General features: G+C 60.6%; 21 protein-coding genes. 9 read left to right on the forward strand and 12 right to left on the reverse strand.

All coding sequences use genetic code 11. The annotated features are described in order from the left end of the window. Positions 1-8: 8 nt before the first annotated feature. The 7 genes from algG to yaaA all read right to left on the reverse strand — a co-directional run bounded on the left by algG (position 9) and on the right by yaaA (position 10,289). On the reverse strand, positions 9-1,580 hold the full coding sequence (algG, locus tag CAF79_RS15765; RefSeq protein ID WP_085698568.1) for a mannuronan 5-epimerase AlgG: 1,572 nt from the start codon (positions 1,578-1,580) through the stop codon (positions 9-11). Between the two features lie 26 nt (positions 1,581-1,606). After that, positions 1,607-3,094: an alginate export family protein gene (locus CAF79_RS15770; RefSeq protein WP_085698539.1), complete on the reverse strand. Its 1,488-nt coding sequence runs from the start codon at positions 3,092-3,094 to the stop codon at positions 1,607-1,609. After that, on the reverse strand, positions 3,091-4,602 hold the full coding sequence (gene algK / locus CAF79_RS15775; RefSeq protein ID WP_371917928.1) for an alginate biosynthesis TPR repeat lipoprotein AlgK: 1,512 nt from the start codon (positions 4,600-4,602) through the stop codon (positions 3,091-3,093). The genes CAF79_RS15770 and algK overlap by 4 nt, the downstream gene beginning before the upstream one ends. Before the next feature lie 9 nt (positions 4,603-4,611). Then, entirely contained in the window at positions 4,612-5,781 is a 1,170-nt protein-coding gene (locus tag CAF79_RS15780) for an alginate biosynthesis protein Alg44 (RefSeq protein WP_085690599.1), read from the reverse strand. A 35-nt stretch (positions 5,782-5,816) separates the two neighbouring features. Beyond that, positions 5,817-7,298 carry a mannuronan synthase gene (alg8, locus tag CAF79_RS15785; protein ID WP_170929736.1) on the reverse strand — a complete coding sequence of 494 codons (1,482 nt, stop codon included), beginning with the start codon at positions 7,296-7,298 and terminating at the stop codon, positions 5,817-5,819. 83 nt (positions 7,299-7,381) lie between these two features. Further along, the gene (locus CAF79_RS15790; RefSeq protein ID WP_085698542.1) at positions 7,382-8,698 is read right to left on the reverse strand and encodes a nucleotide sugar dehydrogenase; all 1,317 of its coding nucleotides are present in this window, start codon (positions 8,696-8,698) and stop codon (positions 7,382-7,384) included. 811 nt (positions 8,699-9,509) lie between these two features. Continuing rightward, on the reverse strand, positions 9,510-10,289 hold the full coding sequence (gene yaaA / locus CAF79_RS15795) for a peroxide stress protein YaaA (protein WP_085698543.1): 780 nt from the start codon (positions 10,287-10,289) through the stop codon (positions 9,510-9,512). 281 nt (positions 10,290-10,570) lie between these two features. Here yaaA and CAF79_RS15800 point away from each other — a divergent pair, with 281 nt between their 5' ends. The 6 genes from CAF79_RS15800 to CAF79_RS15825 all read left to right on the forward strand — a co-directional run bounded on the left by CAF79_RS15800 (position 10,571) and on the right by CAF79_RS15825 (position 15,766). Then, positions 10,571-11,695: a polysaccharide deacetylase family protein gene (locus CAF79_RS15800; RefSeq protein ID WP_085698544.1), complete on the forward strand. Its 1,125-nt coding sequence runs from the start codon at positions 10,571-10,573 to the stop codon at positions 11,693-11,695. A 349-nt stretch (positions 11,696-12,044) separates the two neighbouring features. Then, the gene (locus CAF79_RS15805; RefSeq protein WP_085698545.1) at positions 12,045-13,439 is read left to right on the forward strand and encodes a PhoH family protein; all 1,395 of its coding nucleotides are present in this window, start codon (positions 12,045-12,047) and stop codon (positions 13,437-13,439) included. A gap of 101 nt (positions 13,440-13,540) precedes the next feature. Further along, positions 13,541-14,014 (forward strand): cyclic pyranopterin monophosphate synthase MoaC, encoded by a 474-nt coding sequence (moaC, locus tag CAF79_RS15810; protein ID WP_007957321.1) that lies wholly within the window; start codon positions 13,541-13,543, stop codon positions 14,012-14,014. After that, the gene (locus CAF79_RS15815; protein WP_085698546.1) at positions 14,011-14,253 is read left to right on the forward strand and encodes a MoaD/ThiS family protein; all 243 of its coding nucleotides are present in this window, start codon (positions 14,011-14,013) and stop codon (positions 14,251-14,253) included. Before moaC ends, CAF79_RS15815 begins: the two co-directional genes overlap by 4 nt. Before the next feature lie 3 nt (positions 14,254-14,256). Next, the gene (gene moaE, locus CAF79_RS15820; RefSeq protein ID WP_085608144.1) at positions 14,257-14,709 is read left to right on the forward strand and encodes a molybdopterin synthase catalytic subunit MoaE; all 453 of its coding nucleotides are present in this window, start codon (positions 14,257-14,259) and stop codon (positions 14,707-14,709) included. A 280-nt stretch (positions 14,710-14,989) separates the two neighbouring features. After that, positions 14,990-15,766 (forward strand): ABC transporter substrate-binding protein, encoded by a 777-nt coding sequence (locus CAF79_RS15825; RefSeq protein ID WP_011332566.1) that lies wholly within the window; start codon positions 14,990-14,992, stop codon positions 15,764-15,766. 106 nt (positions 15,767-15,872) lie between these two features. Here the strand turns inward: CAF79_RS15825 and CAF79_RS15830 are convergent, their stop codons facing one another. The 5 genes from CAF79_RS15830 to CAF79_RS15850 form a co-directional block, all read right to left on the reverse strand. Then, positions 15,873-16,514, reverse strand: coding sequence for a transcriptional regulator (locus CAF79_RS15830; protein WP_007957327.1), 642 nt, complete (start codon positions 16,512-16,514; stop codon positions 15,873-15,875). Between the two features lie 93 nt (positions 16,515-16,607). Next, positions 16,608-17,735, reverse strand: a complete 1,128-nt coding sequence (locus CAF79_RS15835) for an FAD-binding oxidoreductase (protein WP_085698547.1) — start codon at positions 17,733-17,735, stop codon at positions 16,608-16,610. 14 nt (positions 17,736-17,749) lie between these two features. After that, on the reverse strand, positions 17,750-18,694 hold the full coding sequence (locus tag CAF79_RS15840; protein WP_085698548.1) for an ornithine cyclodeaminase family protein: 945 nt from the start codon (positions 18,692-18,694) through the stop codon (positions 17,750-17,752). A gap of 124 nt (positions 18,695-18,818) precedes the next feature. Continuing rightward, positions 18,819-20,297: an ATP-dependent RNA helicase RhlB gene (gene rhlB, locus CAF79_RS15845; RefSeq protein ID WP_085698549.1), complete on the reverse strand. Its 1,479-nt coding sequence runs from the start codon at positions 20,295-20,297 to the stop codon at positions 18,819-18,821. A 96-nt stretch (positions 20,298-20,393) separates the two neighbouring features. After that, positions 20,394-21,050, reverse strand: coding sequence for an alpha/beta hydrolase (locus CAF79_RS15850; protein WP_085698550.1), 657 nt, complete (start codon positions 21,048-21,050; stop codon positions 20,394-20,396). 467 nt (positions 21,051-21,517) lie between these two features. Here CAF79_RS15850 and CAF79_RS15855 point away from each other — a divergent pair, with 467 nt between their 5' ends. From CAF79_RS15855 to CAF79_RS15865, 3 genes are all read left to right on the forward strand, one after another. After that, complete coding sequence (locus CAF79_RS15855) at positions 21,518-22,549, forward strand: amino acid ABC transporter substrate-binding protein (RefSeq protein WP_085698551.1); 1,032 nt, start codon at positions 21,518-21,520, stop codon at positions 22,547-22,549. A gap of 65 nt (positions 22,550-22,614) precedes the next feature. Continuing rightward, entirely contained in the window at positions 22,615-23,796 is a 1,182-nt protein-coding gene (locus tag CAF79_RS15860; RefSeq protein ID WP_085698552.1) for an amino acid ABC transporter permease, read from the forward strand. A gap of 10 nt (positions 23,797-23,806) precedes the next feature. After that, the gene (locus CAF79_RS15865) at positions 23,807-24,904 is read left to right on the forward strand and encodes an amino acid ABC transporter permease (RefSeq protein ID WP_085698553.1); all 1,098 of its coding nucleotides are present in this window, start codon (positions 23,807-23,809) and stop codon (positions 24,902-24,904) included.

Consider the following 24,904-nt stretch of genomic DNA (forward strand, 5'->3'; position numbering starts at 1 on the left):
AATTATCCTCAGTCCTGCAATTCGGTCTGGCGTTCGACAGGGTCGATCAGCACGGCTTTCTGCTGGCGCACCAGCAGGTCGAGAATTTCATCCTGGCGCTCGCCGAGGATGCCGTTGAAGCTGATGCCGCTGGATTTGGTCGGCGCCAGCATCGACACGCGATACAGCTCGACACTCAACGGCGAATCGATCGACAGCGGACCGCTGCCGTTGGCCGCCAGTTCACCGCCGACCACGATCAGCGAGACCTGGGCGTCGAACGGGTCGAGCTCGATGTCACGGTCGGTGTCGGTCAGGTCCTTGATGTGCCCGTAGACGCCGGTCAGGCCGTTGGCCATGGCGACGTTTTCGTAGAGGCGGATGTTCACGCTGTTACGAATGCGAATGCCGTGGCGTTTATTGCTGATGACCTTGTTGCCCCACAGCAAGTTGTCGGCGGACTCGTAGAGCGTGATGCCGTCGGTGTGGTTCTTGTAGATCTCGTTGTAGGCGATCAGGTTGTTCACGCTGTTACGGTCGATCACCAGGCCCGAGAGGTGGTTGTCGTAGCTTTTGTTGTTGAAGATGAAGCTGTCGTTGACCTCACGGGAAATGATGATCCCGTGCTTCTTCTTCGTGCCGTACACCGTGTTCTCGGCAATGATCAGACCGTGGGAACGGTCGTGCGGGTCGATGCCGTAGACGATGTTGTCCTCGTAGGTGTTGCCCTTGACCACGAAGTCGCGGGTCTCGTAGCAGTAGAAGCCGTACCACATGTCCGAGAACTCGGAACCGACGATCCAGCCGGTCGGCTCGGGACGCTTGAGCACCTTGGCCATGTTCGGCGTGTACTGGGAAATACTCACACCGTAGGACTTACTGTTGGCGTAGCCGAAACTGGCCATCTTGCTGTTGACGATGTAGGTCTCGGTGCCACCCCAGGCCAGCAGGAACGGGCGGAATTCCTTCGGCGAACGGAAGGTCGCCGGGCCGTTTTCCTTCTCGCGCCAGCCGGTGACCTTGGTGTCACGCACGAACAACTGACCGTCGTTGACCAGGAACGATCCGGCTTCCTGGGACAGGCGCAGCTCCTGGGTCTGGCCGTCGATTTCGAGGATGCCTTTGCGGCCGACCACGATCGGCAGCTTGGCCAGATAGACGCCCGGCGAGGTTTCGCTGAAGTACTGCTTGGGCAGTTTCTGCGCCAGCTCTTTCAGATTCATGTAGCCGTCGTCGACGAAGATCGCCTGCGGGATGCCGTGCTGACGCACCACCCATTCGGCCATCTTGTTGTCGCCGCCGATGAAGTCCTTCAGGGCGTCTTCCTGCATCATCCGGCGCACGCTGATCTTGCCCGGTTTGCTGCGCACGATTTTCGCGGCGGCGGCTTCGGCGGTGTAGCCGGAGAGGTCGGGCAGTTTCGGCTTGGCCAGTTCCAGCGCGTCGGTCGGCGCGCTGCTGACGGTGTAGGTCTTGGCCTGTTGCAGCTCCTTGGCAGTGGTCACCGGCTTGGCCGGTTCCACACTGGCGAAGGCGCCGGCCGAGGCCAGCAGCATCGCGCCGGCCAGCAGGCTGAGTGAGCCTTTGCGGGCACTGTTCATGTCGGGCACTCCCTTGGCGGTCAGCATCAGAAGCGCCAGATCACGTCGATGAACGCGCGGTGCATGTACGAATCAACCTGGCTGCCGTAGGCATCACCCGGCTTGAACACACCGCCACGGAAACGTACCAGCGCCGACGGCTCGTCGATCGACTGGCTCAGCGCTGCCGGCAGCAAGCCTTGCTTGAAGTACTTGGTGACCACCAGATCCATTTCCTGGCCCAGATCCTTGTTGCCGTCCTGCAGTGGCAGCGAGGTGCTGGAGAGGATTGCGCCGGTCACGTCGTCGGTGTTGTTTTCCACAGCGTTGATGCCGTTGCTGCCCACCGGTTTGTTGCCGTCCACGCGCCAGAACTTGTGGTAGATCAGGCTGGCGTCGTACTGGTCGTTGAGCATCCACGAACCGAACAGGGTGGCGGTCTGCATGTTGTTCATTTCGCCACGGAAAGCCTCGCCGAAACGGTGAACCCGCGAGCGGGTACCGGTGTAGTTCGAGCGGTTGCTTTCCAGGCCGTTCTGTTGGTAATCGGCGCTGGCACGGGCATAGGCCGCACCGACCTGCCACTGCGGATCGAGGCGCAGACGCACACCGACGTCGGTGGCCCAGCCGTTGATGTCTTCGCTGCGTTTGGCCTGCGCCGGGCGGGTGCCATCGGCGTTCAGCGGGTTGACCGTGTCGCGGTCGCCGCTCATGCCGGTGATGCTGCCCCAGTAGTTGACGGTGTTGGTGTTGCGCCAGTTGTAGGCGTCGCTGTCGGCGGTCAGGCCGAGCCAGCTGATGTCGCCGTTCTGGGTTTTGTCGAGGGTGTCGCGGGGCACACCCGGTTCGGCGTAATCGAGTTTGCCGTCGTCGTGGGTGTGGTGACCGCGAATCCCGACCCACTGGCCCGGCGTCCACTGGTAAGCGGCATCGGCGTAGGCGTGCAGGCGATCCTTGTCTTTCGGCGCCAGCTCCTTGAGGTCGGTGCGGTATTCGCTGAAGCGCTCGGCGACACCGGCATTGGCGCGCAGCAGGGTGGTGTCGAAGGTCCAGTTCAGCGCTTCGATGTTGGTGTCGCGCCACTGGCCGTCGTCGTTGCGCAAACGCTGGCGACCGAACTTGAGGATCTCGCCGGGGTAGGGCGTCAGGCCGCTGTAGCCGACCCAGAACTCGCGCATTGCCAGGTAGTTTTTCTTGGTCTTGCGGTCGCCGTTGTCGGTGGTCTGGGTGCCTTCGCTGTCGGACTGCTGCAGGGTGTCGGTCTCGATGATGTCGGTCGAGGTCACGGCCTGGCCCATGGCGTAGGCGCTCCACGCGCCGCTTTCGCCGTAGACCCACGGACGCAGATCGAGGCCGACGCCGTTGACGTCGCCGCCGCTGGCGGTGCCGAGGTCGCGGTCGTCTTCGGACTGGCCGGTGATTTTCACTTCGAGGCCGAAGTTCTTCGATTCAGTCATCGCGGCCAGGGTCGGACAAGACCAGATCAACGCGAACGTGAGGCCAATGCCGGCCTTCACAAAGGGATTCAATTTCATAGTTTTTCCTCGCCGTCTTCTTCTTGCAGGGCGTGCAGTTGCAGCGTGTTCTGGTTCAGGGCGCCACGGGCCGCCTGTTCCTGTTGCAGCAGGCGCCGCGCTTCGGCCAGGCGCTCGGGCGGCAGCTGGGCGGCGAGGGTGGTCGCCAGCTCGTCGGCTTGCGGGGTGTTTTGCGCCTTGGCCAATTGGCTGAACACATAGGCGTTGAGCGGGTCGGGCTTGGTGCCCTTGCCTTGGGAAAACAGCTGGGCGATGGCGAAGTCGGCGCTGTTCTGGCCGTTGCGCGCAGCGGTCAGCAGATGGTCGAGGGCCTTCTGCGGATAGACCTTGCCCAGGTAGCCACGGCGGTAGATCTGGCCGAGGTAGTAATCGGCGGCGACTTCGCGGCCGACGGCTTTCTGGAAATGTTCCTCGGCGACTTTCGCGTCGGCCGGGACCAGTTTGCCTTCGTAGTAGAGCTTGCCCAGCAACAGTTCGGCGCGCGACTGGTCGGCGGCGCGGCCGTTGTCCAGGTACTTCATCATCTGATCGACATCGCCCAGTTCCGGGAAGTCGTAGAGCAGTTGTGCCAGCGTTACCCAGGACGCCGGGTAGCCCGGCGCGATCGGCTCGAGCAGCGACTGCGCGGTTTTTTCGTCGGTCTTGCCCAGGGTCGAATCAGCCAGCACACGGGCTACGGAATCCACCCGCTGAGCGCTGACGGTGCCGCGGCTGTAACCGGCCTGCAGTTGTTTGATCAGCTCGGCCTGTTGCTCCGGCGCGCCACGTTTTTGATAGACCGTGGCCAGTTCGACGTAGCAGATGTCGGTGGTGTTGAGTGCGGCCTTGCAGATCTTTTCCACGTCATCCAAGTGCTGGTCGTAAGTGCCCTGGGTGCGGTACAGCAGCACTTGAGCGAGACCGGCTTCCGGGTAACCGGATTTGCGCCATTGGTCGATCTGCTGCTGAGCGTTGATGTTCGGGAAGCTGTGCGGGTATTGCAGGTACAGCATCGCGAGCGGAATCAGCGTGTTGCCTTCGCCACTGGCGGCGGCTTTCTTCAGCAGGGTTTCGGCTTCGTGATGTTCGGCCTCGGTGGAACCGGGCTTGGCCACCAGCAAGCGGCCGAGTCGGGCCTGGGCACGCGGCGAAACACTGGCGGCGGCGCGGTAGGTGGCTTCGGCCTGTTTCATTTGTTCCGGATCGCGACTGTCGACCTGAATATCGGCGAGGCCCACCTGGGCTTCGCTGTAACCCAGATCGGCCAGCGCACGGTAGTTCTGCGCGGCGGTCGCGGTGTCACCGCGCTTGAGCGCTTCGTTGGCCAGACGCTGGTCAGGCAGGCCGGCGCAACCGGCCAGACTGACTGCCAAGGCCAATGCGCACACTGAACCCATGTGGGAGCGAGCTTGCTCGCGAAAGCGGTGTGTCAGTCGGCACTGAGGCTGAATGTCAGAATGCATTCGCGAGCAAGCTCGCTCCCACAGGGTTTGTGGTGTGCTCGAGATGGGTGCAGTAGTCACAGGCATGTCCTCGACTTAAAGACCGGCTGCCATGGCTTTGTCGATCAGCCAGTTCAGGTTCGGACCACGGTCGCTGTTCACTTCCACCGGGCGGCCGGCGAAGCGGCTGTCCAGCGGTTCGTCCGGCTGGATCTGCACGCGGATGTCGGAGGACAGGTCAGCACTTTTCAGGCTGGTGCTGCTGACGATCTTGCCGGTGCGGGTCTTGTCTTCGCCGGCGATCTGGAAGCTCACCGGGGTGCCCGGACGTACGTCGCCGAACTGGCGATAGGAGAAGCGAGCATCGACGGTGGCCTGGGTGTTGCGCGGTACCAGCTGGAAGATCACGTCGCCCTTGCTCGCGTATTGACCGTCGGCCACCAGTTGCTGGGCCACGGTGCAATCGCACGGCGAGGTCAGAGTGCCGGTCATCTGCTTGCCGAACAGTTCTTCAACCTTGGCCGGCTGCAGTTGATCTTCGTCCAGATGGCCCTTGAGCACGTCGAGCATGCTGGTGCTGAAAGTCGCCAGCGGTGCACCTTTGGCGGCAACGCCGTCGGATTTGACCAGGCTCTGCACAGTGCCGTCGCGCGGCATGGTGATGTTCATGCCCGGCACGCTGACCAGACCGGCCTGTGCATGGCTGACGAAGTACATGCTGTACACCGATTTGAAAATGAAACCCGCCGCCACCAGGCCGACCGCGAAGATACCGGCGCTGAACGTCACCGCTTTCAGGCGCCCGAACGGGGTCATGCCGGAGTCGCCGTCCTTGACCTTGCGGGCCTTGGTGAAGTTGTCGCGCTGCAGGGTTGCCAGCACTTCGCCGATGCTGACGATGTCGCCGGCCAGGTGCGAAGTGATCAGGTGGCGCAGGGTCGAAATGTCCTGCGGCTCGAGGTTCTGGAACTGGCAGCCGACACGGCCCGTCTGCCGGTCGTAGGAGCGCACTTGCAGTTCAACGTCCATGGCCAGGCCGAGGTTGTCGATGACGAACTGCAGACGCGCCTTGTACACCTCGCCGACGGTCAGCGGCAGTTGTCCGGCATTGAACGCCAGACCACCGGCGGACAGGTCGAGGACCCGTGCTTCAACCGGGGTCCGGTCAGGGCCGAAGAACCGCAGCTTGGCCGGGATTTTTACCCGGGCGTGCTGGCGCTGGGCTTCGGATTCATGCACTACGTTGACGTTGACGGCGGTATTCATGGGGGCGATTTCCTTGTTAATTCAATAGGGGCAGGTCAGACCATCATCAGCAGCACGGCGACGAAAATGCTGCCGGCGGAGAAGGTCATGGTCCGAGACGACCAGGTGTTGAACCAACGTTGAAAGCTGGCGAGATCACGGGTCAGGGAAGTGGGTTGGCGAGTCCAGGATTGTTGGTCGAGGCGGAAGAACACGTAGATCTTCACGAGCGCGCCGACGATCTGGTTGTAATAGAGAATTGCCGGGTAAGCCGGACCGATCCGGTGGCCCGAGCAGGACAGCAACAGCGTCAGAATCAGTCGGGTGATGCCGATCCACAGCAGGTAAACCAGAATGAACGCGGTGCCGTATTTGAAGCTGGCGATGATTGCCACGGTCAGGCCGAGCAGCGATGTCCACATCGATACGCGCTGGTCGAACAGCACCACCGAGGTGAAGGCACCGAGGCGTTTTACACCCAGGCCCAGCGCTCGGGAGTTCTGCCGCAGGTTGTTGCCGTACCAGCGGAACATCAGTTTGCGGCTGGCCTTGATGAAGCTCTTTTCCGGCGGGTGTTCAACGGTGTTGATCGCCGCGTCCGGCACGTAGAAGGTGTCGTAGCCCAGACGCATCAGGCTGAACCAGCTCGACTTGTCGTCGCCGGTCAGGAACTTGAAACGGCCCAGGCGCCAGTGTTGCAGCGAGTCGCTTTCAACGTCGGCGATGAATTCCGGGTTGGTGACCACGGTGGCGCGGAACACCGACATGCGCCCGGTCATGGTCAGCACGCGTTTGGACAGGGCCATCGAGCACATGTTGATGTGGCGCTGGGCGAAGCGCAGCTTGTGCCACTCGCTCATGATGTAGCCGCCGCGCACTTCGCAGAATTCGTTGGTGGTCAGGCCGCCGACGTTGCTGAACATCTGGAACCACGGCACGGTTTTGCGCACAACGCCTTCGCCGAGCACGGTGTCGCCATCGATCACGGCCACCACGGCGCGGTCGTCCGGCAGGTGACGGGAGATCGCGCGGAAACCAAACGCCAGGCCATCACGTTTGCCGGTGCCGGGAATGCGCACGAAGTCGAGTTTCACGCGGTCCGGCGGATTCATCCGCGCCCACAGCGCCTTGACCAGCAGCTCATCGGACATTTCGACGATCGAGCAGACCACGGTGGTCGGCAGTTCGCAGTCGATGGCTTCGCGGATCACCGAGCTGTAAACCTGCGCGGTGGTCAACGCGTCGATGCGGAAACTGGTGACCATCAGAAACACATGCGACGGGTCCGCCGCTTTACCCAGCTTGCGAACCTTGCGGCGCAGGTGCGGGTAGACGATGTAGAGAAAGATCATGCCGCGCACAAAGTGCGTGGCACCCATCGAGTAGCGCCAGATACCCACGGCGCCAATCAGGAAAATGAAGTCCTTCGACTCGGAGTCGAACGTGGACGTGGGCAGCATCAGGGCCAGGCCCATCAGCAGGCTCAGAAACAAAAGCCAGCCGGCGGATTGCAGAAAAAAATGTTTGAGCTTGGACATGACCGTCATCCGAAGGTGATGGGGGCTTCAAGCCGCCCGCCGATTCACGGCGGGCGGTTTGAAACTCGGGGCTTGCCGCTGCGTTACCAGCAGATGCCTTCGGTGCGGCTACCGGCGCTGGTGGCCTTGGACATGAAGCCCACCAGGTCGATCACCTGTTTGCCGTGCGGCGCTTCTTCGGCCAGCGCACGGAACTTCTCGTCGCGGTTGCCGAGGATGATCACGTCGGAGTTGTCGATCACCGAATCGAAGTCCGCGTTGAGCAGGGACGACACGTGCGGGATCTTCGACTCGATGTAGTCCTTGTTCGCGCCGTGGACACGGGCGTACTGGACGTTGCTGTCGTAGATGCTCAGGTCGTAACCCTTGCCGATCAGCATCTCGGCCAGTTCCACCAGCGGGCTTTCGCGCAGGTCGTCGGTGCCGGCCTTGAAGCTCAGGCCGAGCAGGGCGACTTTGCGTTTGTCGTGGCTTTCAACGATGTCGAAGGCGTTTTGCACTTGCGATTCGTTGCTGCGCATCAGCGAGTTGAGCAGCGGCGCTTCGACGTCCAGGGAGCCGGCGCGGTAGGTCAGGGCGCGCACGTCTTTCGGCAGGCACGAACCGCCGAACGCGAAGCCCGGGCGCATGTAGTACTGGGACAGGTTGAGGGTCTTGTCCTGGCAGACGACCTCCATCACTTCGCGGCCATCGACGCCCACCGCTTTGGCGATGTTGCCGATCTCGTTGGCGAAGGTCACTTTGGTGGCATGCCAGACGTTGCAGGTGTACTTGATCATCTCGGCGACGGCGATGTCCTTGCGGATGATCGGCGCGTCGAGTTCTTCGTACAGCGATTGCAGAACGTCGCCCGAGGCCTTGTCGAACTCGCCGATGACGGTCATCGGTGGCAAGTCGTAGTCGGCGATCGCGGTAGATTCACGCAGGAACTCAGGGTTTACGGCGACACCGAAATCAACGCCGGCTTTCTTGCCGGAGCAGTCTTCGAGGATCGGGATGACAACGTTTGCCACGGTGCCCGGCAGCACGGTGCTGCGCACGACGATGGTGTGACGGGTGGTCTTTTCGCGCAGAACAAAACCGATCTCGCGGCACACCGCTTCGATGTAGTTCAGTTCCAGGTCGCCGTTCTTCTTGCTCGGTGTGCCGACGCAGATCATCGACAGATCGGTGTCGCGAATTGCCTCGGCGAAGTTGGTTGTGCCGCGCAGACGACCGGTCTGGATACCTTGTGCCAGCAACTCGCCCAGGCCCGGTTCGACAATGGGAGATTTGCCAGCGTTGATCATGTCGATCTTGTCTTTGGCAACATCCACGCCAACGACGTCATGGCCCCGTGCAGACAGGCAACCGGCACATACTGCACCGACGTAACCCAAACCAAATATGCTGATGCGCATCGCAATTACCTCTGTATATATCAGGCCTTAGAGGGCCGGAGTTAATGGTTTTCAGCGTTCTTAGTGCACTCGAAAGTGTGACTTACAGGCGTCACAATGCCGTGTGCAGGCATACTTAAGTTCCGAGTGTCTAAATAAGTGCACTCAAGATGTGCGCTAACCAGGCCTTGTTGTTATGACGTGCCCTGTTATGCAGCCGATCCTCTGGTCAGAGGGCTCTTGTGCAATCGTGTTACACGCTCGATGCCAGGATAAATACCTGTAGATCAAGCGCTTGGGTGCTCAGGCGAGCACGTTTATAGGGGCGCGACCATGGCCTTGCAGGGGATATTAATGGTGCGTATCTCCTGTCCTTCGATAGTTGTCCAGAGTTGTTATCCATGGGTGCAAGTTGTTGTGACAACTTGGTTACATGGTTGGGTTCTCTGCGTAAGTTATCTCGTACAAACTCGGCGAGAATCGTTACCGGTGGTATGAGCTATGCATTTGGACATAGTTCCTGTCCGCTCATCGCGGAAGCAGAAATTTTTTGAAATATTGAGAAAGATGGCACTGCTTTCAAATTGATAGCACTTTCGATTTCGCCCTTTGTTAATCGGGGGATAATCGCGTTAGATGGTTTTGTGCCACTACTGTAAAAAAATTTAGGTGCCACTACTGAAAAAAATGACAACTGTCGAGTGAAACTAAAGATAGGAAAGAGGGTGATGTTTTTATGGCGCCAATAAGTCGGCGTAAGCAGGCGGGGGATTTTTGACGTCGTGCGACCTGCACGACTCTCTTAATCAAGAGTCGTGCAGAAGTGCATGCTTTATTCCGGTGCGTGGTCGCGCAGAAACACCAGATTGTCGGGTTTCGATTGCTCGGCGCTGTAGCGATAACCCTGTACATCGAACTGCTTGAGGAGGGCCGGATCGTTGATTTTTTCCTGGATCACGAAGCGGCTCATCAGGCCCCGGGCCTTCTTGGCGTAGAAGCTGATGATCTTGTACTGGCCGTTCTTCAGGTCCTTGAACTCGGTATTGATGATGCGTGCGTTCAGGGCCGTGCGTTTGACGGCCGAGAAGTATTCGTTGGACGCCAGGTTCAGCAGCACGTCATCGCCCTGATCGGCCAGCGCTTCGTTCAGCCATTCGCTGATGCGCGTGCCCCAGAAGGCGTACAAGTCCTTGCCTCGGGCGTTGGCCAGTTTGGTGCCCATTTCCAGGCGATACGGCTGCATCAGGTCGAGCGGGCGCAGCAGGCCGTAGAGGCCGGAGAGCATGCGCAGGTGCCGTTGTGCATAATCGAAGTCGGCTTCGCTGAAACTCTGGGCGTCGAGTCCGGTGTAGACGTCGCCCTTGAAGGCCAGCAATGCCTGTTTGGCGTTTTCCGGTGTGAACGCCGGTGTCCAGCTGCCGAAGCGCGCGGCGTTGAGGCCGCCGATCTTGTCGGACACGTGCATCAGCTCGCTGATCTGCGCCGGGCTCAGTTCGCGCAGTTGCTGGATCAGTTCCTGGGAATGGTCGAGGTATTGCGGCTGGGTGAAGCGCTGGGTCGCCGGCGGTGTTTCGTAATCGAGGGTCTTGGCGGGGGAAATCACCATCAGCATGAAGTCGTCTCCTTTAATCGTGGGGGCGATTCTAGGGGGTTGGGGCGGATGACTCCAGCTATCAGGTCCATAGGTGATCGGTGGTGTGCCACCCAACCCTGATCGTTCCCACGCTCTGCGTGGGAATGCAGCCAGTGACGCTCTGCGTCACCCCGGCAGCGGACGCGGAGCGTCCGGGGAGGCGTTACCACGCAGAGCGTGGGAACGATCATCTGTGTGCCTGCGGGAATTACTGTCGGATCGGCTATAGTGCCGCGCGGGTTTTGTTATGGAGACACCCTTTGCGCATTGTTCTTTTTTTCGCCGCGTGGCTGTTGAGCGTCGGTGCCGTTGCGGCGCCGGGCGATATCGCGACGCTGGATCGCAGCACCTGGCCGGAGAAACTCGACAACCCGACCCTGTTCGACGTCGCCTCACGGGCGGAAATCCTGATGTTCGCCCGAGGCCTGCTCGGCACCGAAGCACTGGACGAAGCGGCGCTGGCCCAGCGTCTGGGACTGCGCACGGTCAATCTGGATGCGATCAACAGCCTGCGCGAGCGCCTGTGGCAGCGCCTGCTGGCCAACTACAACTTCGCCCAGCAAAGCTGCGATCAGGACGCCTCGTTTTGCTTCCTCGTCGAAGACTTGCCGACCCTGCGCGAGCAGGCGGCCAAATTCGTGGTCAGTGACGAGAGCTATTACACCAAATGGGCCGAACCGAGCCGGATCTTCCATCTGCAGTACCTTGATGAGCTGATGCGCAAGGCTGCGCTGTCGCCGCAGACCAGCAGCGAACTCGATCATTTCGCAGACTACGAGCGCAACGGCGACGACATGCACGATCGCCTGTTTCTGCTGAGTTTCGACAGCGCCGCCAACCTGCAACCGGACAATACCGACTGGCTCACCGAGTACCTGCGCAAGTCGAACCTGAGCGGCACCTTTTTCATGTTGGGCAAGGATGTTCAAGCGCGGCTGGCCGATCGTTCGGTGAGCAGTCTGCAAGCGACGTTTTCGCAGCAGTGCGTCGGCGTTCAGGGCTGGGAATTCCGCTCTCACAGCCACTGGCAGGACTGGCAGGATTCGGTGCGACGCAGTGCCGACCTGGTGCGCAACAAGCTGCCGGAAAATTACGTGCCGCTGTTCCGTCCGCCGGAAGGCCAGCGTCGCAGCGATGCTGGGGGTTTCTTCAACAGTCAGGGCTTGCAAGTGGCGCTGTGGGACATCGATGCCCAGGACGGCGCCGGCAAGCTCAAGGGTGCTCCGAGCGCGCAGCGCGTGCTGACCCTGATGCTGTTGTGGCGACACGGAGTGATCAATTTCAACATGAAGCAGGATGCGGTGAAGACCGCGTTGCCGTGGCTGATCACACAGACTGCGCAAAGCGGCATCGGCTGGGAAGACTGTCAGGACGCGTTTCGCTGAAAAACGGCAAGAGCCCGGAAATATGGGGCTTGGGGTGAATTTTTTGCAGGATTCGATGCAGGCGGACTTCCGACTCTAACGGGGGCAGGGCGGTCCGCCAAGGGCTTTTCGTCACTTTGCAAAATAAACTTCAAAAAAGCGTCAAAGTGCTTTTTTCTGTCACGGGTTTTGGAGTATTACGAAGTCAGACCGCCGAAACCTGCAACACAGGTGGCGTCTTCCAAGACCCATTTTGTGTGCGGTTCACCTGCTATCCCGACAAAAGCTGTGCAGGTGGATTCGGCAGTCACTTCGAGGCGCAGCACCGCCGAGGTATTGCGTCGAATGGCTCCCACAAAGGTGACCGAGTATGGATGATCACGGACGTAGCCCCTCCTCCAACCAGCCAATCCTTTATGTACTCGATACCAACGTACTGATTCACGATCCGAACGCCCTGCTGAATTTCGAAGAACACCACGTCGCGATCCCGATGACCGTGCTTGAAGAGCTGGACAAGCTCAAGAGCGGGCATCACAGCGTGGCCGCCGAATGCCGTCAGGCGATCCGCCTGATCGACAAGACCCTGGGCGATGCTTCCCCGGAAGATGTCGAACTGGGGGTGCCGATCCAGCGCGGCAAGGGCGGTCCGAAGGGCTTGCTGTCAATTCTGATGAGCAAGCAGGCCGAATCGAACCTGATTCTGCCCGAGCATCTGAACGACAACAAAATCATCAACCAGCTGATCGACCTGCACACCCGCGACCCGAAAAAACCGGTGGTGCTGGTCACCAAAGACATCAACATGCGCCTCAAGGCGCGCGCCTGCGGGATTGATGCCGAGGACTACAGCACCGACCAACTGGTCGACGACGTGTCCCTGCTGCCCAACGGCTATCACAACATGACCGGCTCCTTCTGGGACCGTGTGAGCAAGGTCGAAACCCGTCAGGACCATGGCCGCACCTGGCATCAGGTGCAATTGACCGATAACCTGCCGGCCGTGCACATCAACGAATTCATCATTGATGAGCAAGGGTTTGTCGGCTGGATCAAGGAGATTGAAGAGGACCGTCTGCTGATCCTCGACCTTCATCAGGAACCGCTGCTGCACCAGGAAGCCTGGGGCCTCAAGCCACGGGACATCTATCAGAGTCTGGCGCTGTATGCGCTGCTGGATCCGGACATTCACCTGGTCAATCTGTCCGGCGCCGCCGGCTCGGGTAAAACCATTCTGGCGCTGGCCGCTGCGATCGAGCAGACCATGGTCAGCAAGCGCTATCGTCGCATCATCGCCACCCGCAGCGTGCAAGGCCTGGACCAGGAAATCGGCTTCCTGCCCGGCACCGAAGCGGAAAAAATGGAGCCTTGGCTGGGCGCCATCACCGACAACCTCGAAGCCTTGCACATGGATGACGAAAACACCCATGGCAGCGTCGACTACATCCTCAGCAAAGTGCCGTTGCAGTTCAAATCGCTCAATTACATTCGCGGTCGCAGCTTCCAGCAGAGCCTGATCCTGATCGACGAATGCCAGAACCTCACGCCGCACCAGATGAAAACCATCATCACCCGGGCCGGCGCCGGTTCCAAAGTGGTGTGCCTGGGCAACCTGGCACAGATCGACACCCCTTACCTGTCCGCGACCAGCTCCGGGCTGACCTACCTGACCGAACGCTTCAAGGATTTCCCCAACGGTGTGCACATCACCCTGCAAGGGGTGCCTCGCTCGATCCTGGCCGAATACGCCGAATCGCATCTGTAACCGTCAAACGCAACCGGGCGACTGCAAAGTCGCCCGGTTTTTTATGTGCGCAATTCTGACCCCCAGGTTTACAATCGACGCTCCTGATCAGGAGTAATCCCGTGCTGACTCATCTCGATTCCCAAGGTCGCGCCAACATGGTCGACGTCACCGAAAAAGCCGTGACGTTCCGTGAAGCGACGGCCCAAGCGCTGGTGCGCATGCTGCCCGACACCCTGCAGATGATCGTCAGCGGCGGCCATCCCAAGGGCGACGTGTTCGCCGTGGCGCGCATTGCCGGCATTCAGGCGGCGAAGAAAACCAGTGACCTGATTCCCCTGTGCCATCCGTTGATGCTGACCGGCGTCAAGGTCGAGCTCAGTGCCGAAGGCGATGACGCGGTGCGCATCGTCGCCCGCTGCAAACTGTCCGGGCAGACCGGCGTCGAGATGGAAGCGCTGACCGCCGCCAGCGTCGCCGCCCTGACCATCTACGACATGTGCAAGGCCGTGGATCGTGGCATGACCATCGAAAGCGTGCGTCTGCTGGAAAAGGTCGGCGGCAAGAGCGGGCATTTCCAGGCGGAGCAGCCATGAACCTGACCGTGAAATTTTTTGCCCGTTACCGCGAGGCGCTGGGCGTGGACTCGGTGAAGGTCGAGGGTGACTTCGCCACCGTCGATGACGTTCGTGCGTTGCTGGTGCAGCGTGACGGCGCCGAGGTGCTGAGCGAGCAGAATCTGATGTGCGCGCGCAACGAAGACCTCTGCCAGCTCGACGAGCCGGTGGCGGATGGCGACGAAGTGGCATTTTTCCCCACCGTGACCGGAGGCTGAGCCATGCGCATTCGAGTGCAGTCCGAACCGTTCGATCCGGGCGCCGAAGTCAACGCGATGCACGCGGCCAATGTCGGCGTTGGCGCGGTGGTGAGTTTCGTCGGCTACGTGCGTGACTTCAACGATGGCCTCGATGTCGCCGGAATGTTCCTCGAACACTATCCGGGCATGACCGAAAAGGCCCTCGGCAAGATCGCCGTAGAGGCCGAGCAACGCTGGCCGCTGTTGAAGCTGGAAGTGCTGCACCGCATCGGCGCGCTGGAACCGGGCGAACCGATCGTGTTTGTCGCCGCCGCCAGTGCCCACCGCCAGGCGGCGTTCGACGCCTGCGCCTTTGTCATGGATTACCTGAAAACCCGCGCGCCGTTCTGGAAGAAAGAGAACACCAGCGACGGCCCGCGCTGGGTTGAAGGCCGTGACAGCGATCATGCGGCGGCGGATCGCTGGAAGCAGTAATTCCTCTGTCGACTTAGAGTCAGTCTTCGCGAGCAAGCTCGCTCCCACAGGTTTTAGATAATCCTCGTGGGAGCGAGCTTGCTCGCGAAGAGGCCATCCGAATCACCAATTCCCTCAAGTTCACCTCCCCGACCATCGGCCAGAAATGATCGGTCTCGCCCAATTGACGATTTGTACGTAAAAGTCCAGTATGGATTTACAAGTACAAAAAAGGTCTTTCCCCGTTTCAGCTTTTTTCTTCTGTCTTGCCAAACCAACAACAACCCGCGAGAGAACGAACATGAAGAAATTCCCCCTCATCACCGGTCTGGCACTGAGCCTGTTGGCGTGCAGCAGCGCGTTCGCCGCCGAGAAAACCCTGCGCATCGGTATCGAGGCGGCGTATCCGCCCTTCGCCTCGAAAACCGACAAGGGTGAAATCGTCGGTTTCGACTACGACATCGGCAACGCCCTGTGCGCGCAGATGCAGGTCAAGTGCGTGTGGGTCGAGGGCGAGTTCGACGGTCTGATTCCTTCCCTGAAAGTGAAGAAAATCGATATGGCGCTGTCGTCCATGACCATCAACGAAGATCGCAAGAAGTCGGTGGACTTCACCCACAAGTACTATTTCACCTCGTCGCGGCTGGTGATGAAGGAAGGCGCGAGCGTCGATGACCAGTACGCCAGCCTCAAGGGCAAGACCGTTGGCGTGCAGCGTGCGACCACTACCGACCGCTACGCCACCGAGGTGTTCGAGCCCAAGGGCATCAACGTCAAGCGTTACGGCAACAACGAAGAAATCTACATGGACCTGGCGGCCGGGCGTCTCGACGCGATTTTCGCCGACACCATTCCGCTGACCGACTTCCTGTCGATGCCTCGGGGCAAGGGTTACGCCTTTGTCGGGCCTGAGTTGAAGGACCCGAAATACGTGGGCGAGGGCGCGGGGATTGCGGTGCGCAAGGGCAACACTGAGCTGGTCAGCCAGTTGAACACCGCCATCGACGGCATTCGCGCCAGTGGTGAGTATCAGAAGATTTCCGAGAAGTACTTCAAGTCGGACATCTACGGCGACTGACAGTCCGCCATCGCTGACGTCAGCTCCCACAGAGATTTTCGGTGTACACAAAACCTGTGGGGGCTGGCTGGCCAGCGATGAGGCCGTCAGATTCACCGCAAAATCTTCAGCCCTTCAATTCCTTCAAGTGCTTGTACACCGTCGCCCGTCCCATGTTCAGGACATTGGCCACATAGTTCGAGGCGCTCTTGCCCTTGAACGCCCCCTCGGCGTGCAGCGCCAGCACCAGTTCGCGTTTGTGATCACGGGTCAGCAGGTTCAGGCTCAGTTGCCGTTCGCGCAGCCAGGCGTGCAGGAAAGTGTTGATCCGCTCCTGCCAGTCATCGCGAAACAGCGAGTCCGGTTGCGGGATCAGCTTGCTCGGCGAGAGGAACAGATCCAGCGCAGCCTTGGCATTCTCGAACAGTGAAATATTCAGGTTGATGCACAGCACCGCCAGCGGATGACCTTCGCTGTCGCGCAGCACGGTGCTCAGGCTGCGAATCTTCTGGCCGTCCCAGTTGAGCTTTTCGTACGGGCCGATGTTCCGTTCGCTGACGTCGTCGCTGAGCATGTCTTCCAGCGACGATTCATCGCCGATCACCCGTTTCGACAGGTTGTTGGCGATGTAGTCGACCTTCTGCGTGCGCAGGTCATGCAGCACCACTTCGGCATGGGGAAAGAACAGCGTGGCGATGGCGTCGGCGATGGCGTGGTAGTTATCCAGCGCGGCGTCATGCAGCTCGGGCGTGTGTTCGGGGGCGGTCATAACTGTGGAGCTCCAGGCAACGTCAGCGCCCCCGTGATCCGGGGGCGTTGCGAGTGTGCCGCAATCCGTCGGGCGCGTCATCCGGGCGGACGGTCAGGCCAGGCGGGAAGGGGCGAGCATGGCGGCGGTCAGGCCGAATTGCTCGAGGTGTCGGGGCAGCGATTCGCCACGGACCAGCGCTGCGCTGGCCATGCCCATGGCCGGTGAGGTCTGGATACCGTAACCGCCCTGGGCCGCGACCCAGAACAGCCCCGGCACTTGTGGGTCGAACCCGGAGAGCAAATCACCGTCGGCGACGAAACTGCGCAGACCGGCCCAGGTGCGGGTCGGGCGGCGGATGGTCAGGGTCGTCGCCTCCTCGATCTGGTAAATGCCCATGGCAATGTCCAGTTCTTCCGGTTGCACGTCGTGCGGCTCGACCGGGTCGGCGTTGGCCGGTGAGCCGAGGAACATCCCGGCATCGGGCTTCATGTAAAAGGATTCGTCGAGGCTGACCAGCATCGGCCAGTGATGAATGTCCACGCCTTCGGGGCCGGCGAAGATGAACGCGGCGCGACGTTTTGGTTGCAGGCCCAGCGGCCGGGCGCCGGCCAGGGCACCGATCTTGTCGGCCCAGGCGCCAGCCGCGTTGATCACGATGGGCGCGCTGAAGGTTTGGTCATTGGTCTGCACGTGCCAGACTCCGTCGGCATCGCGGCTCAGCCCGAGCACTTCGCAATCGGTCTGCACCTGGCCGTTGTTGCGACGGATGCCGCGCAGATAACCCTGATGCAGGGCGTCGGTGTCGATGTCGCTGGCGGTCGGGTCGTAGATCGCGCCATGGACTTTCTCCCTGCGCAGGATCGGCAGCCTCGCGCAGGCTTCATCCGCGCTGAGCAACTGCATCTCCGGCACTGTGGCTTTGGCGCTCAGGTATTGATTGTTCAGCTCGGCGGCGTCCCCGGTGAAATCCACGGTCATTTCCCCGCGCGGGGTCAGCAGCGGGTGCTCGCAGAAACCGCTGGGCGGATGGTCGAAGAATTCACGGCTGGCCTGGGTCAGCGCCCGGACCTGCGGTGTGCCGTAAGCGGCGGTGAACAGCGCCGCCGAGCGCCCGGTGGAGTGATAGGCCGGATGCGACTCGCGCTCCAGCACCACGACCTTGCCGTGCTGCGACAGCCAGAAACCGGTGGAAGCGCCGGCGATCCCGCCGCCGATGATGATGAAATCTGCATGACTCATGAAAATCTCCGGTGTCAGCGCTGCAATTGATAGATGGCATTGGCCAGGGCGATGTCTTCCAGACCCAGACCGATGGAGCGGAAAAACACGTGATGCTGGTAATCGGGGCGCTGCACTTTTTCGCTGAGCAGATCCGCCAGGTCGCCGAGGATCGCGCTATTGTCCCAGCCATGTTGTTCGCGGGCGATCAGCATCTCGCCGGCCGAGCCCGGGGTAGTCGGGCGATAGTCGCAGAACACCTGCATGTCGTTGAGGCTTTGCGGCGGCACTTCGTGGGCGCGCGGTGCGTTGGTGCTGATCGAGGTGATCAGTGCTGGTTTGTTCAAGGTCGCCGGGTCGATCACAGGTCCTGCGGACGAGGTGCAGAGCATGATCACATCGGCTTCGGCGATGGCGGCTTCGCGGCTTTCGGCGATGCTCACCCGTGGATCGAGGGCTTGCAGTTGTCGGATGGTTGCCGGGTCTTCGCTCAAGGTAGGTGAGTACACACTGATGCTCTGCCAGTCGCGCAATGTTTTGACGTAATGCAGGTGCGCCTGGGCGACCTTGCCGCTGCCGATGATTGCCAGGCGTTTTGCGTTCGACGGGGCCAGGGCGTCGACGGCGACAGCTGTGGTTGCCGCCGTGCGGGCGGTGGTCAGTTCGCCGGCATCGCAGAGCAGCAACGGTTGACCGGTCTGCATCGACATCAACAGCGTCCACGCCGTCACCAGCGGGCCTTGTTCGCGAACGATGTACGGCGAGGTCTTGACTCCGTACACGCCATCTTCTGCCAGCACGCCCAGATAGTTGATGAAGTCCCCGGCGCCCTGGGGAAATTCCACCAGTTGCTGCGCCGGTTGCACCGCATGCCCGGCCGCCAGATCGCGGAACAGCTTGCGCAGGATCTGCGGCACATCGATCCGGGCCAACAGCTCGCGGGCCTGGGTTTGGTCGATCACGTAGGGCGTACTGGTCATGGCAGACTCCGGAGACTGTTTTTAAACTAATTTGTCTATTATGGACTTTTAGTTCTATTGAACAATATCCGGGCGAAAAAAAAGCGCAGTCCGTTGCCGGCTGCGCTTCTCTTTATGGTGCCGCTTACTGTGGACGCTTGCGCTCAACCGCCCGCAACAGATGGGTCGGCGGCGTTTCACAGCTGATCTTGCGACCGAGTTTTTCTTCGATGGACGGCAACTGATAGGAGTCGTCTTCACCGGCGAAGCTGATCGACACGCCATCGGCGCCAGCACGACCGGTACGACCGATGCGGTGCACATAGTCGTCCGGGACTTCCGGCAGGGTGAAGTTGATCACGTGGCTGATACCGTCGATGTGAATACCGCGACCGGCCACGTCGGTGGCGACCAGGACGCGGATCCTCCCTTCGCGGAAGCCTTCAAGCGTCTTGATCCGCTTGTGCTGCGGCACGTCGCCGGACAATTGCGCGGCGTTGATGCCGTCGCGCACCAGGCGTTCCTCGATGCGCCGCACTTCGTCCTTGCGGTTGGCGAACACGATCACTCGCTCCCAGCCGTTGTCGTTGACCAGGTTGAAGAGCAGTTTGTATTTGTCGGCACCGGCCACCGCATAGATGTGCTGTTCGACATTTTCGTTGGCCACGTTGGTGACCTCGATTTCGACGATCGCAGGATCGGTGGTCCACTGCTTGGCGAGGTTCATCACGTCATCGGTGAAGGTCGCGGAGAACAGCAGGGTCTGGCGTTCGCTTTTCGGCGGAGTCTGGCGAATGATCTGACGCACTTGCGGGATGAAGCCCATGTCGAGCATGCGGTCGGCTTCGTCCAGCACCATCACTTCAACCATGTCCAGGTGCACGTCGCCGCGCTGGTTGAAGTCAAGCAGGCGGCCAGGCGTTGCGACGAGGATGTCGCAATGGCGCGCTTCGAGGTGCTTGAGCTGCTTGTCGAAGTCCATGCCGCCGACGAACGTCATGACGTTGAGGCCGGTGTACTTGGTCAGGTCGGCGGCGTCCTTGGCGATCTGCACCACCAGTTCACGGGTCGGCGCGATGATCAGCGCCCGTGGCTCGCCCATGTAGCGCTCTTTCGGCGGCGGGGTCTGCAACAGCTGGGTGATGATCGAGATCAGGAACGCGGCGGTCTTGCCGGTGCCAGTCTGGGCACGGCCGATGGCGTCTTTGCCGGCGAGGGTATAACCCAGCACCTGAGCCTGGATCGGCGTGCAATACGGGAAGCCCAGGTCGTGGATGGCATGCATCAGTTCCGGGGCGAGCTTGAAATCGTGGAAGCGGGTCTTGCCTTCCTGCGGCTCGACGACGAAGTCTTCGAGTTTCCAGGGAATCACCGGCGCCTTGGGCTTGGGTTCGCGACGTGGTCTGGCCGGTTTCGGGGCTTCGCTGCGCGCAGGCTCAGTGGCGGGCGTGGCAGCCGGAGCGGGTTTCGGTTCGTGCTTTGGGGGCGTGGCGGGCGTCTGGCGGCCGGCCTGGCTGGCATCGTTGCGATGACCGGGGGCGTGCGACGGCGCAGTGGGGACTGGCGCGAGCTGCTCAGCCTCGCTTTTACCGAACATTTTCTTGAGTGCTTTGAGCACGGTCATCTCATCAATTGGTTAAGGAATGTACGCCGGCCAGTGTAATGCAAGAAACGGGCGCGGCGTAGTGGGATGATCAAAGGGCGACCCCTGTCGCAATTGTCAGCGCAGGCGTTCGCTGAGCCACACGCCGATGTCGCGAATTTCTTCGGGTAACACTTCGTGCTCCATTGGGTATTCCTGCCATGTCACGGTGACACCATGGGCCTTGAGATACTCATAAGCCGTGCGACCCATCGAGTTCTGCACCACGTTGTCGAACTGGCCGTGCAGCGCCAGTGCCGGAATCCGTTGCTGGCTGGCGGATAACTCCAGTTCATCGCTGAACGTCGGCGCGTATGTCGATAATGCCAGTACCCCGCCCAGCGGCCCCTGCCATTTCAGAAACGCGGTGTGATAGACCACGGCGCCGCCTTGGGAAAAACCGGCGAGGAAAATCCGCGATGCGTCTATTCCGCTGCTTCGCTGTTCTTCGATCAATTCGATGATGCGATCTGCGGACGCTTCCAGCTCATCGTGGTCGATCGACCGCGCCGGGCTCATGGCTTTGATGTCGTACCAGCTTGGCATGGCATATCCGCCATTTATCGTCACCGGGCGCGTTGGCGCCTGAGGCAGCACGAAACGCGTGCTCAGCAGGCTTTCCTGAAGCGCTTCGGCCACCGGCAGAAAGTCGTAGCGGTCGGCGCCGAGGCCGTGCAGCCAGATCACGCAGGCGTCTGCGGGCTTAACAGGCTGAAGAATCAAGGGCTCGGTCATGGCTGCTCCAATTGTGTGCGGGCGCTCTCATTGAGTGCGTGATTTGCGTGCGCGCCCGGTTGATCCGTTAAGAAGATGTCGCAAGGGTGCAAGTTTTGCTATTGACCTGTCACTCAATCGCTTCAGCAGCCGGTGTGGTACGGGCTTTGCTATGAGGTAGTCGTGCAATCAATCTCGCACCTGGCGGTAACACTATCAGTGAACGCCGGGTGACGGGATAGCAAAGAATCCGGTGATGGATGTTCGCCAATGGCCGCAACGGGCTTAGCGAACGTGAAAGGGCTACCGCCCGTTCGGCCGAATGGTGAGAAGTGAGTTGTCCATGATGTGGATTTTCTCCTACTAGACTCATAGCGAAGGTCCTGCGTCGGTTGACCCCAAAAAAAGCCAACACGGGTCAACAACGCCTCAAAAGGGTGCGACTGGACTCAAGCTCCGACACAACAAGAGCAAAACTGGAGGTTTGAATGAAGATGTTGAAATCCACTCTGGCGATCGTGACTGCTGCTGCAGTACTGGGTGTCAGCGGGTTCGCTCAGGCGGGTGCAACCCTGGATGCAGTGAAGAAGAAAGGATTCGTGCAGTGCGGCGTCAGCGATGGCTTGCCAGGCTTCTCGGTTCCGGATTCCACCGGCAAGATCGTGGGCATCGATGCTGACGTCTGCCGCGCCGTGGCCGCTGCCGTGTTCGGCGACGCGACCAAGGTCAAGTTCAGTCAGTTGAACGCCAAGGAGCGTTTCACCGCTCTGCAGTCGGGCGAGATCGACATCCTGTCGCGCAACACCACCATGACCAGCTCCCGTGACGCGGGCATGGGCTTGAAATTCCCGGGCTTCATCACCTACTACGACGGCATCGGCTTCCTGGTTAACAACAAGCTGGGCGTCAAGAGTGCCAAAGAGCTGGACGGTGCAACCATCTGCATCCAGGCCGGTACCACTACCGAACTGAACGTTTCCGACTACTTCCGCGGCAACGGTCTGAAATACACCCCGATCACTTTCGACACCTCCGATGAAAGCGCCAAGTCGCTGGAGTCCGGTCGTTGCGACGTGCTGACCTCCGACAAGTCCCAGCTGTTCGCCCAGCGCAGCAAGCTGGCTTCGCCGAAGGATTATGTCGTTCTGCCGGAAACCATTTCCAAGGAACCACTGGGCCCGGTCGTGCGTAACGGCGATGACGAGTGGCTGGCCATCGTGCGTTGGGTTGGCTACGCGCTGCTGAACGCCGAAGAAGCAGGCATCACTTCGAAGAACGTCGAAGCTGAAGCCAAAGCGACCAAGAACCCGGATGTTGCTCGTATGCTCGGCGCAGACGGCGAATACGGCAAAGACCTGAAACTGCCGAAGGACTGGGTCGTACAGATCGTCAAGCAAGTCGGCAACTACGGTGAAATCTTCGAGAAAAACCTCGGCAAGAGCACTCCGCTGGAAATCGACCGCGGCCTGAACGCGCTGTGGAACAACGGCGGCATTCAATACGCACCACCAGTGCGCTGATGGTTCTGTCACCCGGCAGGCCAACTGCCGGGTGACGTTCTGTTCCATTATTTCCGGGGCACTTCATGCAAAATTCAATCGGCGCACCAAAGCAGAGGCTCAGCCTCAGCGATCCACGAGTGCGTGCGTGGGTATTTCAGATCATCACCATCGTGGCGGTGGTCTCCCTGGGCTGGTATCTGTTCGATAACACCCAGACCAACCTGCAACACCGGGGTATCACTTCGGGGTTCGACTTTCTCGAGCGCAGTGCCGGGTTCGGCATCGCTCAACACCTGATCTCCTACACCGAAGCGGACAGTTATGCCCGGGTGTTTGTCATCGGCCTGCTCAACACGCTGCTGGTGACCTTCATCGGTGTGATCCTGGCCACAATCCTCGGCTTCATCATCGGCGTCGCGCGCCTGTCGAAGAACTGGATCATTTCCAAACTGGCAACCGTGTACGTGGAGGTTTTCCGTAACATCCCGCCACTGCTGCAGATCCTGTTCTGGTACTTCGCGGTGTTCCTGACCATGCCGGGGCCGCGCAACAGCCACAACTTCGGCGATACCTTCTTCGTCAGCAGCCGTGGCCTGAACATGCCGGCCGCGCAAATGGCCGACGGCTTCTGGGCGTTCGTGGTCAGCATCGTGGTGGCCATCGTTGCCATCGTGCTGATGAGCCGCTGGGCCACCAAGCGCTTTGAAGCGACCGGCGAGCCGTTCCACAAGTTCTGGGCTGGCCTGGCGTTGTTCCTGGTGATCCCGGCGCTGTGTGCACTGATCTTCGGTGCACCTGTGCACTGGGAAATGCCGAAGCTGCAAGGCTTCAACTTCGTCGGTGGCTGGGTGCTGATTCCGGAACTGCTGGCCTTGACCCTGGCGCTGACGGTGTACACCGCTGCGTTCATCGCCGAGATCGTGCGTTCGGGCATCAAGTCGGTCAGCCACGGCCAGACCGAGGCGGCGCATTCGCTTGGCCTGCGCAACGGCCCGACCCTGCGCAAGGTAATCATTCCGCAAGCGCTGCGGGTCATCATCCCGCCGCTGACCAGCCAATACCTGAACCTGGCGAAAAACTCCTCGCTGGCGGCCGGTATCGGTTATCCGGAAATGGTTTCGCTGTTCGCCGGCACCGTGCTGAACCAGACCGGTCAGGCGATCGAAGTCATTGCCATCACCATGAGCGTGTACCTGGCGATCAGTATCAGCATTTCCCTGCTGATGAACTGGTACAACAAGCGCATCGCGCTGATCGAGCGGTAAGGAATAGCGCATGAGTACTCATACTTTCAAACCCGACATGCCACCGCCGGCCAAGGTCTTCGGCCCGATGGCGTGGATCCGCGCGAACATGTTCTCCAGCTGGCTCAACACCCTGCTGACGCTGTTTGCGTTCTATCTGATCTACCTGGTGGTACCGCCGATCCTCAGTTGGGCGATCCTCGATGCCAACTGGGTCGGCACCACCCGCGCCGACTGCACCAAGGACGGCGCCTGCTGGGTCTTCATCCAACAGCGTTTCGGCCAGTTCATGTATGGCTACTACCCGCCGGAACTGCGCTGGCGCGTGGACCTGACCGTGTGGCTGGCGGTCATCGGCGTGGCGCCCTTGTTCATCAAGCGCGTGGCGCACAAGGCGGTGTACGGCCTGAGCTTCCTGGTGATCTACCCGATCGTTGCCTGGTGCCTGCTGCATGGCGGCGTCTTCGGCCTCGACACCGTGGCGACCAGCCAGTGGGGCGGTCTGATGCTGACCCTGGTGATCGCCACTGTCGGCATCGCCGGTGCGTTGCCGCTGGGGATTGTCCTGGCGCTTGGCCGACGCTCGAACATGCCGGCGATCCGTGTGGTCTGCGTGACCTTCATCGAGTTCTGGCGCGGCGTGCCGTTGATCACGGTGCTGTTCATGTCGTCGGTGATGCTGCCGCTGTTCCTGCCCGAAGGCATGAACTTCGACAAGCTGCTGCGGGCGCTGATCGGCGTGATCCTGTTCCAGTCGGCGTACGTCGCCGAGGTGGTGCGCGGCGGTCTGCAAGCGATCCCCAAAGGCCAGTACGAAGCCGCGGCCGCGATGGGCCTCGGTTACTGGCGCGCCATGGGCCTGGTGATTCTGCCGCAAGCCCTGAAGCTGGTGATTCCCGGCATCGTCAACACCTTCATCGCGCTGTTCAAGGACACCAGCCTTGTGATCATCATCGGCCTCTTTGACCTGCTCAACAGCGTCAAGCAAGCCGCTGCCGATCCGAAATGGCTGGGCATGGCCACCGAAGGCTACGTGTTCGCCGCCCTGGTGTTCTGGATTTTCTGTTTTGGCATGTCGCGCTATTCCATGCACCTGGAACGCAAGCTCGACACTGGCCACAAGCGTTAG

The organism is Pseudomonas sp. B26(2017), from assembly GCF_002113045.1.
In the GTDB taxonomy this organism is placed as follows: Bacteria; Pseudomonadota; Gammaproteobacteria; order Pseudomonadales; family Pseudomonadaceae; genus Aquipseudomonas.